At 61.0% G+C, this 12,780-nt stretch carries 12 protein-coding genes; 5 read left to right on the top strand and 7 right to left on the bottom strand.

Features of this window, described 5'->3' with window-relative positions; translation table 11 throughout:
* Positions 1-516 (bottom strand): tRNA 2-thiocytidine(32) synthetase TtcA (ttcA, locus tag OQK_RS18150; RefSeq protein ID WP_016773630.1); only part of this gene is annotated, 516 nt, incomplete at its 3' end.
* A gap of 425 nt (positions 517-941) precedes the next feature.
* Here ttcA and OQK_RS18145 point away from each other — a divergent pair.
* Both OQK_RS18145 and OQK_RS18140 read left to right on the top strand, forming a co-directional pair.
* Positions 942-1,544, top strand: a complete 603-nt coding sequence (locus OQK_RS18145; protein ID WP_016773629.1) for a Yip1 family protein — start codon at positions 942-944, stop codon at positions 1,542-1,544.
* 148 nt (positions 1,545-1,692) lie between these two features.
* Positions 1,693-2,187 carry a SprT family zinc-dependent metalloprotease gene (locus OQK_RS18140; protein ID WP_016773628.1) on the top strand — a complete coding sequence of 165 codons (495 nt, stop codon included), beginning with the start codon at positions 1,693-1,695 and terminating at the stop codon, positions 2,185-2,187.
* Between the two features lie 116 nt (positions 2,188-2,303).
* Here the strand turns inward: OQK_RS18140 and OQK_RS18135 are convergent, their stop codons facing one another.
* Both OQK_RS18135 and OQK_RS18130 read right to left on the bottom strand, forming a co-directional pair.
* Positions 2,304-3,485, bottom strand: coding sequence for a CaiB/BaiF CoA transferase family protein (locus tag OQK_RS18135; RefSeq protein WP_016773627.1), 1,182 nt, complete (start codon positions 3,483-3,485; stop codon positions 2,304-2,306).
* 267 nt (positions 3,486-3,752) lie between these two features.
* On the bottom strand, positions 3,753-5,087 hold the full coding sequence (locus OQK_RS18130) for a dicarboxylate/amino acid:cation symporter (protein WP_016773626.1): 1,335 nt from the start codon (positions 5,085-5,087) through the stop codon (positions 3,753-3,755).
* 346 nt (positions 5,088-5,433) lie between these two features.
* Between OQK_RS18130 and OQK_RS18125 the strand changes: the two genes are divergently transcribed.
* Entirely contained in the window at positions 5,434-6,432 is a 999-nt protein-coding gene (locus OQK_RS18125) for an AraC family transcriptional regulator (protein WP_016773625.1), read from the top strand.
* 95 nt (positions 6,433-6,527) lie between these two features.
* On the opposite strand, the gene OQK_RS18120 is transcribed toward OQK_RS18125, so the two are convergent.
* The 3 genes from OQK_RS18120 to OQK_RS18110 all read right to left on the bottom strand — a co-directional run bounded on the left by OQK_RS18120 (position 6,528) and on the right by OQK_RS18110 (position 9,300).
* Positions 6,528-7,874 carry an ATP-binding protein gene (locus tag OQK_RS18120; protein WP_016773624.1) on the bottom strand — a complete coding sequence of 449 codons (1,347 nt, stop codon included), beginning with the start codon at positions 7,872-7,874 and terminating at the stop codon, positions 6,528-6,530.
* The gene (locus OQK_RS18115) at positions 7,871-8,548 is read right to left on the bottom strand and encodes a response regulator transcription factor (protein WP_016773623.1); all 678 of its coding nucleotides are present in this window, start codon (positions 8,546-8,548) and stop codon (positions 7,871-7,873) included. Before OQK_RS18115 ends, OQK_RS18120 begins: the two co-directional genes overlap by 4 nt.
* Before the next feature lie 146 nt (positions 8,549-8,694).
* Entirely contained in the window at positions 8,695-9,300 is a 606-nt protein-coding gene (locus OQK_RS18110; protein ID WP_016773622.1) for a membrane protein, read from the bottom strand.
* 143 nt (positions 9,301-9,443) lie between these two features.
* Between OQK_RS18110 and OQK_RS18105 the strand changes: the two genes are divergently transcribed.
* Both OQK_RS18105 and OQK_RS18100 read left to right on the top strand, forming a co-directional pair.
* Positions 9,444-10,235, top strand: coding sequence for a dienelactone hydrolase family protein (locus OQK_RS18105; protein ID WP_016773621.1), 792 nt, complete (start codon positions 9,444-9,446; stop codon positions 10,233-10,235).
* Positions 10,236-10,387: 152 nt separating this feature from the next.
* Positions 10,388-11,113: a 4'-phosphopantetheinyl transferase family protein gene (locus tag OQK_RS18100; protein WP_016773620.1), complete on the top strand. Its 726-nt coding sequence runs from the start codon at positions 10,388-10,390 to the stop codon at positions 11,111-11,113.
* Between the two features lie 141 nt (positions 11,114-11,254).
* On the opposite strand, the gene OQK_RS18095 is transcribed toward OQK_RS18100, so the two are convergent.
* Positions 11,255-12,780 (bottom strand): ATP-binding protein (locus OQK_RS18095; protein WP_016773619.1); only part of this gene is annotated, 1,526 nt, incomplete at its 5' end.

The raw sequence follows: 12,780 nt of genomic DNA, 5'->3' as shown, positions 1-12,780 counted from the left end.
GTCGTCGGCGCGCAGCTTCGGCGGCATCGCTTTCAGGGTGCCGTTGAAGAACATGTTGAGGAAGAACGTCTCGACGATGTCGTCGCGGTGATGACCGAGGGCCATTTTCGTCGCGCCGATTTCGTCAGCAAAGGTGTACAGGGTGCCGCGACGCAGGCGCGAGCACAGCGAACAGGTGGTCTTGCCTTCCGGCACCAGTTCCTTGACCACCGAGTAAGTGTCCTTCTCGACGATGTGATACTCGATGCCCAGTTCTTTCAGGTAGGCCGGCAGCACGTGCTCGGGAAAGCCCGGCTGTTTCTGGTCCATGTTCACCGCGACGATGTCGAACTTGATCGGTGCAACCTTCTGCAGGTGCATCAGCACGTCAAGCATGGTGTAGCTGTCCTTGCCCCCGGACAGGCAGACCATGACCTTGTCGCCATCTTCGATCATGTTGAAGTCGGCGACCGCTTCGCCGGCCAGGCGGCGCAGGCGCTTTTGCAGTTTGTTCTGGTTGACCGTAAGAGTGCCCATGACGCGAAATCCGTGAGGTGTGACGAAAGGCCGGCATTTTACGCAAAAACCCCAGTAGCGCGAAGCATCTGTGGCGAGGGGATTTATCCCGGCTGGGTTGCGAAGCAGCCCCAATACCTGAGAACTCGTATTGCCTGACACTACGCGCTGAATGGGCTGGCGACTGCTGCGCAGCCGAGCGGGGATAAATCCCCTCGCCACAAAAGTGTTTCAACCTCATAAATGCCTTCACCGCAAGACTCCGAGGCGATTACCCACCCCGTTTACAGCGCGATTTGCTCTAAGCCCGGCATACCGGTGCGCTGGAGTCCTTTCTATACTGCGACATAAGGTCGCACACATCTGAAGACCTGTATTTGCTCGGCCATCTTGGCCCGTAGGCGCTCCGTTGGGGGGCGATGGCAATGACAAGAGGAGTGAATGGCATGATCCATCACGTAGTGGGACTGTTTACCCACCCCGATCAGGAATGGAAGGAGATCCGTGGCGACCAAGAGGAAAGTATCAGCCACATGTACCTGACGCATACGCTGATTCTGGCGGCGATCCCCGCTGTGTCGGCGTTCATCGGCACGACCCAGGTCGGTTGGGTGATCGGCAACCGCGCGCCGGTGATGCTCACGTTCGAAAGCGCCTTGTGGATGACCATCATGTCGTACCTGGCGATGCTCGGCGGGGTCGCGGTGATGGGCGCCTTCGTGCACTGGATGGCGCGCACCTATGACGCCAATCCAAGCCTGGCCCGTTGCGTGGCGTTTGCCACATACACCGCGACACCGTTGTTCGTCGGCGGTCTGGCGGCGCTGTATCCGCACATGTGGCTGGGGATGATCGTCGGCACGGCGGCCATCTGCTATACGGTGTATCTGTTGTATGTCGGCCTGCCGACCTTCATGAACATCCCTTCGGATGAAGGTTTTCTGTTTTCCAGCTCGGTGCTCGCGGTTGGGCTGGTGGTGCTGGTGGCGATCATGGCGTTCACCGTGATTGTCTGGGGCCTGGGTGTCGGCCCGGTCTATACCAACTGACCTGTTTCCTCCCTGAGAAAAACAACATCTGCCAATACAGGCCGCCGCAAGGCGGCCTTCTCGTTGGGGCGACGACCATTCGGCAGGTCGGCGATTCGCAAGTCGCCGGGGTTGCGGCATACTCGGCGTCTCTGGAGATCCATCAAGCATGCCCGAGCTACTCAATACCCGCGTCGAAGACTGTTACCAACTCGCTGAATCCTTTTTCAAACGTTCCTTCAAACGCCCCGTCGTCAGCCTCAAGCTGCGCGGGCAGAAAGCCGGTGTCGCGCATCTGCACGAGAACCTGCTGCGCTTCAACCCGCAGCTGTACCGGGAAAACACCGAGCACTTCCTCAAGCAGACCGTCGCTCACGAAGTCGCTCACCTGATCGCTCATCAACTGTTCGGCGACCGCATCCAGCCCCATGGCGAGGAGTGGCAACTGATCATGCGCGGCGTCTACGAATTGCCGCCGGATCGCTGCCACACCTATGAAATCAAGCGGCGCAGCGTGACCCGCTATATCTACAAATGCCCGTGCCCCGACAGTGATTTCCCGTTTACCGCCCAGCGCCATGGCCTGGTGCGGCAAGGGCGGCGGTATCTGTGCCGGCGCTGCCGCAGTACGCTGGTGTTCAGTGGTGAGATGCGGGTGGAATAGTCAGTTTCTGCGGTGCCCTGACTGGCCCTATCGCTGGCAAGCCAGCTCCCACAGATTTTGTGAACACCTCGGAACCTGTGGGAGCTGGCTTGCCAGCGATGAGGCCGTTACAGGCGCTAAAGAATGACTTTGGCGCGACGCAGGTCTTCAATTTTCGAAGGGCTAAGTCCCAACTCCCCCAACACCTCATCCGTATGCTGCCCCAACCCGGCGCCAACATGCCTTGGCTCCGGCAACGCCTCAGAGAATTTCAACGGACAGGCCATCTGCGCCTGCGTCGTACCATCGCCGCGGGGCACCTGCGTTACCAGATCCCGCGCTTGCAACTGCGGATGGCGCAGCGCCTCGCCCAGACTCAATACCGGCTCGACACAGGCATCGACCCCGGCGAACAACTCACACAGTTCTGCAAAATCATGCCGTTCGAATTCGATGCGCAACGCCTCTTTCAAGGCTTGTTGTTGCTCAGGCCTGGGCGACAACCCTTGCGCGGCCAGTTCCGGCCGGCCCAGCGCCGTGCACAATTGCTGCATGAAGGCCGGCTCCAGACTGCCCACCGACATCCAGCGCCCATCCCGGGTGCGGTAATAATCGTAAAAGCTGCCGCCATTGAGCATCTGGTCTTCCCGACCCGGTTCCACGCCGCAGGCCAGATAGCCCGAGCCGGCCATGGCGTTCAGGCTGAAAGCGCAGTCGGTCATGCTCACATCCAAATGGGTGCCCTGCCCGGTTTGCTGACGGGCAATCACCGCTGCCAGCAAGCCGATCACGCCGTGTAGCGAGCCGCCCGCCACGTCCGCCACCTGCATGCCCAACGGCAGCGGCCCGCTGTCGGCGCGCCCGGTATAGCTGGCAAGCCCGGCCAGCGCCAGATAGTTGATGTCATGCCCGGCGCGCTCCTTGTACGGCCCGGTCTGGCCGTAACCGCTGATCGACACATAAATCAGCTTTGGATTGATCGCTTTCAACGCTTCATAACCCAGGCCCAGACGCTCCATCACCCCGGGGCGAAACTGCTCGAGCACGATGTCGTACTCGCCCAGCAGTTGCTTGATGATCTCCAACGCTTCGGGCTGTTTGAGATCCAGCGCCAGACTGCGCTTGTTGCGGTTCAGATAAGCGTGGCTGGCCGAGCCCCCGCCATCATGCGGCGGCAGCACCCGCAGCAGATCCATACGGGTTGGCGATTCGATGCGCAGCACCTCGGCGCCCATGTCCGCCAGCAGCAACGAGGCGAACGGCCCCGGCAGCAAGGTCGAGAAATCGAGAATCTTCAGTGAGGCCAGCGGTGCAGACATGGGCGAACTCCTTGGGCGATGTACTCAGCGTAGGCAGCCATCGTCGATGCGGCAATCACCGCAAATGTCAGCAGGTGTGACCGTTGCGCTCAAATTCCGGGCAAGAAAAAACCCCTGTGGCGAGGGGATTTATCCCCGTTGGGTCGCGAAGCGGCCCCTTCTCTGGAATTGGAAGAAGAGGCCCGCTGTGCTGTCCATCGGGGGTAAATCCCTCACCACAAGGGATTTTTTACAACCTCACATCGTACTGATGCGCAGTTCTTGTATTTACTTCACATTGCTCGGGGCTGGGCCTTCAGCCACACCCAGGTCATCTTCTTCACGCTCGTCGGAGATACCGCGACCGCCGGAAGCCAGCTCGGTCTGCAGTTGATCGGTGTCCAGTTCCTTGACCCACTTGGCGACGACGATGGTCGCTACAGCGTTACCGACCAGGTTGGTCAGTGCGCGGGCTTCAGACATGAAACGGTCGATACCGAGGATCAGCGCCAGACCGGCAACCGGCAGGTGACCTACCGCCGACAGTGTCGCGGCCAGGACGATGAAGCCCGAACCGGTCACACCCGCCGCGCCTTTGGAGGACAGCAGCAGTACCAGCAGCAGGGTGATCTGGTGGGTGATGTCCATGTGCGTGTCAGTCGCCTGGGCGATGAACACGGCGGCCATGGTCAGGTAGATCGAAGTACCGTCGAGGTTGAACGAGTAACCGGTCGGGATCACCAGACCCACGACGGATTTCTTCGCGCCCAGACGCTCCATCTTGATCAGCATGCGTGGCAGTGCCGATTCCGACGAGGACGTACCCAGTACGATCAACAGTTCTTCACGGATGTAGCGCACCAGCTTGAACACGCTGAAACCGTGAGCCCGGCAGATCGCACCCAGCACCAGCACGACGAACAGAACGCAGGTGATGTAGAAGCAGATCATCAACTGGCCCAGTTGCACCAGCGAGCCGACACCGTAGGCACCGATGGTGAACGCCATGGCGCCGAACGCACCCAGCGGTGCCAGTTTCATGATCATGTTGATGATGTTGAACATCACGTGGGCGAAGCGATCGATCATGTCCAGCAGCGGACGACCGTACGAACCCAGGCGATGCAGGGCGTAGCCGAAGATCACCGAGAACATCAGCACTTGCAGGATGTCACCGGTGGCGAACGCGCCAACGATGGTGTTCGGGATCACATTGAGGAGGAAACCGACAATGCTCTGGTCTTTACTGGCCGTCACGTAGGTGGCGATTTTCGAGGCGTCGAGGGTGGTGACGTCGATGTGCATGCCGGCGCCCGGTTGCACAACGTTGACCACGACCAGACCGATCAGCAGGGCAATGGTGGAAACGATTTCGAAGTACAGCAGCGCGTAGCCGCCGGTCTTGCCCACCGACTTCATGTTCTGCATGCCGGCGATGCCGCTGACAACAGTACAGAAGATGATCGGGGCGATGACCATTTTGATCAGCTTGATGAAGCCGTCACCCAGTGGCTTGAGGGCCACACCGGTCTGCGGATAGAAGTGACCAAGCAGGATGCCGATGGCGATGGCAACGATCACCTGGAAATACAGGGATTTGTACAGTGGCTGACGAGTCGTCATTGCAGGTTTCCTCAAGCGTCCAGCGGCAACATCCATCTGTCGAGCGCTGAACCTTAATTGCGAACCCTCCTGCACTGGAGGGATTTGTTGTTGGAACGGCATTTTTCCGGGCGGAGAAATGCACGCTTCTGTGGCTTGTATCGCAAACGTCGTGCCAGATTGGTGCGAATGGCAGCAAGCCTTTTGATATCAGGGGCTGCGGGATTTTCCTGTCACCAATCAGTGACTTGAGGCATGGCGGATTTCCGCCAACTGAGCGTTCAGTGTCCTGCAATTTGGCGGAAATCCGCCTTGTTGCGTTGCCGGCCCGCCGTTACGATCGGTGCCTGAACAAGGATTGCCGCTTATGCGCGAACGCACCATCGCCAGCCATTTCGCCCGTGCCGCCCTTGGCGGTGCGCGCCGGCGCGGCCTGGATTATTCAGGCCTGTTGCAGCAACTGGGGATCAGCGCGGAATTGCTCGACGAGCCCCGCGCGCGCATTGCCCCGGAGCAGTTCACCCGGCTGATTCAGGGTTTGTGGCTGGCGCTGGACGACGAATACCTGGGTTTCGGCAGCGCGCCGAGCAAGCCCGGCAGCTTCGCCATGATGTGCCACGCCTCGATTCACTGCCGCAACCTGGAGAAGGCTCTGCAACGTGGCTTGTTGTTTTACAGCCTGTTCCCCGACGCCCCACGCCTGACCCTGCGTCGCGAAGACGAATGGGTGCGTTTGAGCCTGGACGACGCGCAGTGGTGGGACCCGGATCACTTTCTCAGCGAGAGTCTGTTGGTGATCTGGCACCGCCTCGGCAGTTGGCTGATCGGCCAGCGGATACGCCTTAAGCAGGCGACTTTCAGCTATCCGCGCCCCGAGCACGGCGGCGAATACGATCTGCTGTTCCCCTGCCCGCTGACCTTTGATGCCGAGCAAAGCAGCCTGCTGTTTCACAGTCGCTACCTGGCCATGCCGCTGTTGCAGGACGAACGCACGCTCAAGCACTTCCTCGAACGCTCCCCCGCCGACCTGCTCTCGCGCCCGGACGACGGCGACAGCCTGAGCAGCCGTCTGCGCCGCTTGCTCAGTCGCGACGCTGCGCACTGGCCTGATCTGGAAGCGGTTGCGGCGCATCTGCATATCAGCCCGCAGACCTTGCGGCGGCACTTGCGCGAGGAAGGCACCAGTTTTCAGGAGCTGAAAGATCAGCTGCGGCGGGATATCGCCATCTACCATCTGGGCCGGGCGGAGCTGTCGTTGCAGCAGATTGCCGAGCAGCTCGGGTTCTCTGAGCCTTCGGCGTTTCATCGGGCGTTCAAGAAATGGACGGGGCTGACACCGGGGGCTTATCGGGCGCAGGAGTTGTGAAGTCAGACGCCTTCGCGAGCAGGCTCGCTCCCACAGGAGAATGCTTTTCAAGGTGGGATCGAGCCTGCTCGCGAAGAGGCTGGCACTGCCAACCTTCACACCGCAGGAAAATGAATCCTGAACGCCGCCCCGCCCATCGGTGAATCACCCAAAGCCAAACGCGCGTTGTAGCTTTCGATGATGTCCTTGACCACCGCCAGCCCGATGCCCTGCCCGGGATGCTGGGCATCCAGGCGTTCGCCACGCTCAAGAATTCGCGCACGCTGATCGAGTGGCACGCCCGGGCCATCATCCTCGACGCACAATTCGATCCCGGCCAAGGACTCGCGCACGCTGACCCGCACTTCGCCGAGGCACAGGCGGTAGGCGTTTTCCAGCAGGTTGCCGAGCATTTCCAGCAAGGCGCCCTGCTCGATCGGCACGTAGCAATGCTCCGGCAGATCAAAGGTCACGCGCACGTGTTTGTCGCGGTAGACCTTGTCCAGCGTATCGCACAGGCTTTTGAGCACCGGTTGCAGGCGCACCTGATGGCGCACCAGGCCGCTTTTGCGCAGGCTGGCCCGTTGCAGTTGGTAGCTGATCTGCTGGCTCATGCGTTCGATCTGACTTTGCAGCACCCAGGCCTGATCGCGGTCTGCGGGGCGCTGGGCCATGTCTTCGCTGACGCCTTGCAGCACCGCCAACGGGGTTTTCAGGCTGTGGGCGAGGTCGTCGAGGGAGTCGCGGTAGCGGCTGCGTTGCTGGCGTTCGCTGAGCAGCAAGCGGTTGAGCGAGCCGGTCAGGCGCAACAGTTCGCGTGGATGTTTTTCGGTCAGGCTTTCACGGGTGCCACCTTCGATTTCATCGAGTTCCTGGCTGAGCCTGCGTAAGGCCTTGAGCCCCCAGGTCAGGCCGATCCATAGCAGTGCCAGCAAGACCAGCAATGCCGCGCCGAAGCCCAGATAGAGATTTTCCCGCAGGCCTTCGAGGGTGGTTTCGTATTCGCGCACCGGTTGCAGGGCGACGATGCTGAACGCAGCGCTTTTACCGCCGAGCAATTTCACCTCAACGTCGTAAACGAAGAATTCCTGGCCGTTGCTTTCACGAATCCGCGCGAACTCGTTGCCGAGGCCGTCGTAGCGCGGTTTGTAGTTGATCTGTTCTTCCTGGGTGGCTTTCGAACGCCACACCAGTTTGCCGTCGCGGTCGTAGATATAGCCGAGCAAGCGGAAATCGGTGAGGTTGAAACGCTCGTCGGGCAATTGCGACGGCATCACCAGCCGACCGTTTTCCACCCGCGCGGCGGAGATCAATGTGGTGACGTCGGAGGCCAGACGTTGTTCGATCGAGTCCTGCAAGGCAAGGCTGAAGGCGCCCTGCATCGCCGGCAACAAAGCGAGCATGAACAACACCGCCAACGTGGTGGCGGCGAGCATCAAGCGAACGCGAAGGGAACGGATCAAGTGCAGCGCTCATTGAACAAGTAACCGAGGCCGCGCACGGTGTCGATCGGTTTGAACCCGGCCGGGCCTTCGAGTTTGCGGCGCAGACGGCCGACCAGCACTTCGATGACATTCGGATCGCGCTCGTCGTCATCCGGATACAGCTGCTCCATCAAGCGATCCTTGGGCACCACCTGCTGATGGTGGCGCATGAGGTATTCGAGGATGCGGTATTCGTAAGCGGTCAGCGCCAGCGGTTGCTCATCGAGGCTGGCCTGTTTGCGATTGAGGTCGAGCAGCAAAGGCCCGGCAACGATGGTCGACTGGGTGAAACCGCTGGAGCGGCGCAGCAATGCGTTCAGGCGCGCATCGAGTTCTTCGAACTGGAACGGCTTGACCACGTAATCGTCGGCACCGGCGGCGAGGCCTTCGACCTTGTCCTGCCAGTTGCCGCGCGCGGTGAGGATCAGGATCGGGAAGGTCTTGCCGCCCGAGCGCAACTGGCGGATCAGGTCGAGCCCGCCCATGCCCGGCAGGCCGAGATCGATCACCGCCAGATCGAAGTTGTACTGACCGGTCTGGTACAGCGCCTCCTCGGCATTGGCCACGGACTCGACCACATGACCGCTTTCCGTCAGGCGGGTTTGCAGGTGATGACGCAACAGCGCCTCGTCTTCGACGACCAACAGTTTCATGCCTTTCTCCCTATCACTTGAACTCTCCAGGCAACTACCTGTGGGAGCGAGCCTGCTCGCGAATCCGGTGGATCAGCCAAGCAAGTGTCGGCTGATACACCCCTTTCGAGCAGGCTCGCTCCCACACTTCAAACTGCGACAACCGCTTAGAAATAGTAGTTGGCCGACAGGTAGGTCTGCGCGCTGCTGGTCAAGCCCAGCGAGCCCTGTTTGCTGCCGCCGCTCTCTTTCATTTCGGTGCTGGCGTTGCTGCGCAGGTAACGGTAACCGAGTTCTATCGAGGTGTTCTGCGAAACTTGCTGCAACACACCGACCTGGCCACCGATGGCGTAACCGATGTCGCTGTCACGGCTGAAACCCGGCGAATCCTGCGTCAGCTTGGTCAGACCGGCCGTGGCGCCACCGAACAATTTAGTGCTGCCGCCCACCGGGTAGAACAGGTCATAGCTGCCGAGCAGATTTTCCTGGCGCAGTTTAACGCCATTGTGCGAGCCGGAAACGTTGTCGTAAGTGGCGTAGTAGCGGCCCTGGCTGTTTTGCTGACCGAGGCGCATGCCGTAGGTGTTGTTGCCGTCGATGGCCCCGGTGACGTTGGGGTTGCCGAGATTGTTGTTGAGCGCGTGGGACTTGTCGATCTTGTCGCTGGTCTGGCCGAATGTCAGGCCGGCGAAGTTGCTGGTGTCGTCGGCGTTCGCCGCGATGCTGGAGCCTAACAGGGTAAAAGCCAGCAGCAATTTGTTTAAACGAGTCATGGGTATTTCCTCTTTCACAGTGCTGTTTGGGTATGGCGCAAGGTTACTGAGCCGCCCCTGTACGGCCCCTGAACCGTCTCTGAACCTGACCTGAACCGGATCGACTAGGCTGTTCTGACCACTTTCAATAAGGAGATCCGACCATGCGCCTGTTCCTCGCCCTCACTTTGCTGGCAGTCAGCAGCTTCACCCAGGCTGCGATCAAGACTGAAGAAATCCCCTACCAAAGCGCCGACGGCAGCCAACTGATCGGCTACTACGCCTATGACGACGCGATCAAAGGCCCACGCCCCGGCGTTGTCGTGGTTCACGAATGGTGGGGGCTGAACGAGTACGCCAAGCGCCGCGCGCGGGATCTCGCCGAACTCGGCTACAGCGCGCTGGCCATCGATATGTACGGCGAAGGCAAGAACACCGAGCACCCGAAAGACGCCATGGCCTTCATGCAGGCAGCGACCAAGGACGCCGATGCGGCGAGCAAGCGCTTCGCCGCCGGGCTCGATCTGTTGAAGAAGCAAAAGCAGACCGACCCGAACAAAATCGCCGCCGTCGGCTATTGCTTCGGTGGCGCCGTGGTACTGAATGCGGCGCGTCAGGGTGTGCCGCTGGCCGGTGTGGTGAGTTTCCATGGCGCGCTGGCAACCAAGACTCCGGCGACTCCGGGCAGTGTGAAGGCGAAAATCCTCGTCGAGCACGGTGCGCTGGACAGCATGGTCACTCAGGACCACGTCACCGCGTTCAAGTCGGAGATGGACAAGGCCGGGGCGGACTACCAGTTCGTCAGTCTGGATGGCGCCAAACACGGTTTCAGCAACCCGGATGCCGATCGCCTGAGCCATGGCGAGCATGGCGGGCCGGACATTGGTTACAACAAGGCGGCGGATGAAAAATCCTGGGCGGATATGCAGGCGTTCTTCAAGAAGATTTTCGGCTGAGTCAGTAGCGACCGAGGCGCGGCCTTCGCGAGCAGGCTCGCTCCCACATTGGATCCCTGTCGCACAGAAGATCCCCTGTGGGAGCGAGCCTGCTCGCGAAGGCTTCACCGCCGATCTCGACCTCGCCCCGACTAACCGGCAAAATGCCCGCCATGCATACCACCCCCGCCCTGCCCGCCTGCTGCACTGCGCTCGACAGCCACTGGCCGTTGCCGACGGTCCTGGCCGATACCGTGCTGCTCAGTACCCACTTCGACCCGACACGGTTGCTTGGCGATGACTTCCAGCGCAGCGCTGTGCCGGCGCCACCGAGCATTCAGCGCTCGGTGGCCAAGCGCCAGGCCGAGTTCCTCGCTGGACGCATTTGCGCGCGGGCCGCGCTGCAACAACTCGAAGGCCTGAATATCGTCCCGCCGATTGGCGAAGACCGCGCGCCGGTGTGGCCGGCGCACATCTGTGGTTCGATCACTCACAGCACTGGCCGTGCGGCGGCGATTGTCGCCAACAAACAGCACTGGCGCGGCTTGGGCATGGATCTGGAAAACCTGTTGAGCCACGAGCGCGCTGAACGCCTGGCCGGGGAAATTCTCACCCCGGCGGAAATGCAGCGCATGGCGGCAGGCTCGCAGGAGCAACTGGCGCTGCGGGTGACCCTGACGTTTTCGGTGAAAGAGAGTTTGTTCAAGGCGCTGTACCCGATCGTGCAGCAGCGCTTTTATTTCGAGCATGCCGAAGTGCTGGAATGGACTGCGGCGGGTCAGGTCAGGCTGCGGCTGTTGACGGATCTGTCGAGCGAATGGCGCAACGGATCGGAGCTGGAGGCGCAGTTTGCAGTGCAGGATGGGCAGTTGTTGAGTCTGGTCAGCATTCCTGCCTGAAGTTTTGCATTGCCTGCATGGTCCTCATCGCTGGCAAGCCAGCTCCCACAGTATTCGCGGTGAACACAGAGACAATGTACACCCGCAAAACCTGTGGGAGCTGGCTTGCCAGCGATGGGGCCAGCCCTGCCACTACACACCCTACCGGCGCTCCTGATTCCTCGGCCAGCTCAGACTGAAGCACGCCCCACCCAGACTCTTGCTTTTGCCAATGATCGCCCGGCCGTCGTGCCAGTGGATGATCCGCCGCACAATCGACAAGCCCAGACCATGCCCGCCCGAGGCCCGCGTGCGACTATCGTCGAGGCGCAGAAACGGCGTGAAGATCCGCTCCCACGCCACTTCCGGCACGCCCGGCCCGTCATCCTCAACGTCGATCCGGCAACGCAACTGGCCGACCTGATAACTCACCGTCACTTGTGAATGGGCATGGCGCATCGCGTTGCCCACCAGATTCTGCAGCGCCCGATGCAAATAACGCGGCTCGGCCTCGACCCACGCGCCGTCGTTGTCGGCCGATGACAGACACAATCCGCGCTGCACCGTGACCTCGGCGCGCAGCGGCGCCAATTCTTCGATCACCTGATTGACCAGCGCATCCAGATCGATGCGCTGGAAAGTCAGCGCCGGCGAGCCCTGCTCCAGCCGTGCGTAAGTGAGCATCTCGTCGACCAGCTTATCGAGGTCTTCGATGTCGTGATCCATGCCTTCGCGGTATTTCTCCAGCGCCTGCGCAGTGGTAGCCGTGCCGATCATTTCCAGACCGAAACGCAGCCGCGCCACCGGCGTGCGCAGCTCGTGAGACACCGCGCGCACCAGTTCACGCTGGATCGCCAGCAACTGTTGCAAGTGCTCGGCCATGCCGTTGAACGCCGATGCCAGCCGCCCGACCGAGTCGGCACCGCGCGCCGGCACACGGGTTTCCAGGCTGCCCTTGGCGATGCGCGTGGCCGCCGCTTCGAGGCCGCGCAGACGTCGCTCGAGCTGACGCACCAACAGATAAACGATAAGGCCGATCAGGGTCAGGCCCAGCGCGGCAATCAATACCAGCCATTCCGGCGGGTACGGATTCATCTGATACAGCGGGCCAATTTCCAGCACCCACGGCGTACCGACCATGCCAGCGAAGACGCGGATCGAATCGCCGCCCTTGCCCAGTGCCATCACCGTATCGCCCTCGGCCACGCGGCGGCTCTGGTCTTCGTCCATGTCGGCGTCATTTACCGTGACCAGACGCAGATCGAAGCCGAAGCCCTTTTCCTGCTTGATCTGCGCCAGACGCTTGGGCTGTTCGGCGACCGGTACCCGCACCAGTTCATCGGCCAGCAGGTAAATGGTCGCCCGGGCCAGTTGCTCGCTGATTTGCTGTACCTCGCCCACCAGCATCATTTGCTCTTTTTCGCTGATCAGCCGATAGACCTTGGCCGCATGTGGCCCGGTCTGCTCGACCAGCGCCTGACCGCGCAGCACACGGGTGCGCTGGGCCAGATCAAGGTCGGTTTCAGAGAATTTCTTCAGCGTCAGCGGAATACCGAGCAGCCGCTCCCACACCAGAAGCGCGCGATGGCGTTCGGTCTGGTTCATCGGTTGCAGGTTGTCGGCCATCAGCGAGAAAGTGCCGTGGGCCAGGCGCTCGCGGTATTGCTCGCTGCGCACCTGATTGAGCA

Origin of the sequence: Pseudomonas sp. R62 (genome assembly GCF_000257605.1) — a bacterium.
GTDB lineage: Bacteria > Pseudomonadota > Gammaproteobacteria > Pseudomonadales > Pseudomonadaceae > Aquipseudomonas > Aquipseudomonas atacamensis.
This window is presented reverse-complemented; position numbering and strand designations above follow the sequence as displayed.

Coding starts and splice junctions, on each gene's coding strand:
- OQK_RS18145 (WP_016773629.1), top strand. CDS start 942: ATGATCCATCACGTAGTGGGACTGTTTACCCACCCCGATCAGGAATGG.
- OQK_RS18110 (WP_016773622.1), bottom strand. CDS start 9,300: ATGACTCGTTTAAACAAATTGCTGCTGGCTTTTACCCTGTTAGGCTCC.
- OQK_RS18115 (WP_016773623.1), bottom strand. CDS start 8,548: ATGAAACTGTTGGTCGTCGAAGACGAGGCGCTGTTGCGTCATCACCTG.
- OQK_RS18135 (WP_016773627.1), bottom strand. CDS start 3,485: ATGTCTGCACCGCTGGCCTCACTGAAGATTCTCGATTTCTCGACCTTG.
- OQK_RS18125 (WP_016773625.1), top strand. CDS start 5,434: ATGCGCGAACGCACCATCGCCAGCCATTTCGCCCGTGCCGCCCTTGGC.
- OQK_RS18140 (WP_016773628.1), top strand. CDS start 1,693: ATGCCCGAGCTACTCAATACCCGCGTCGAAGACTGTTACCAACTCGCT.
- OQK_RS18130 (WP_016773626.1), bottom strand. CDS start 5,087: ATGACGACTCGTCAGCCACTGTACAAATCCCTGTATTTCCAGGTGATC.
- OQK_RS18100 (WP_016773620.1), top strand. CDS start 10,388: ATGCATACCACCCCCGCCCTGCCCGCCTGCTGCACTGCGCTCGACAGC.
- OQK_RS18105 (WP_016773621.1), top strand. CDS start 9,444: ATGCGCCTGTTCCTCGCCCTCACTTTGCTGGCAGTCAGCAGCTTCACC.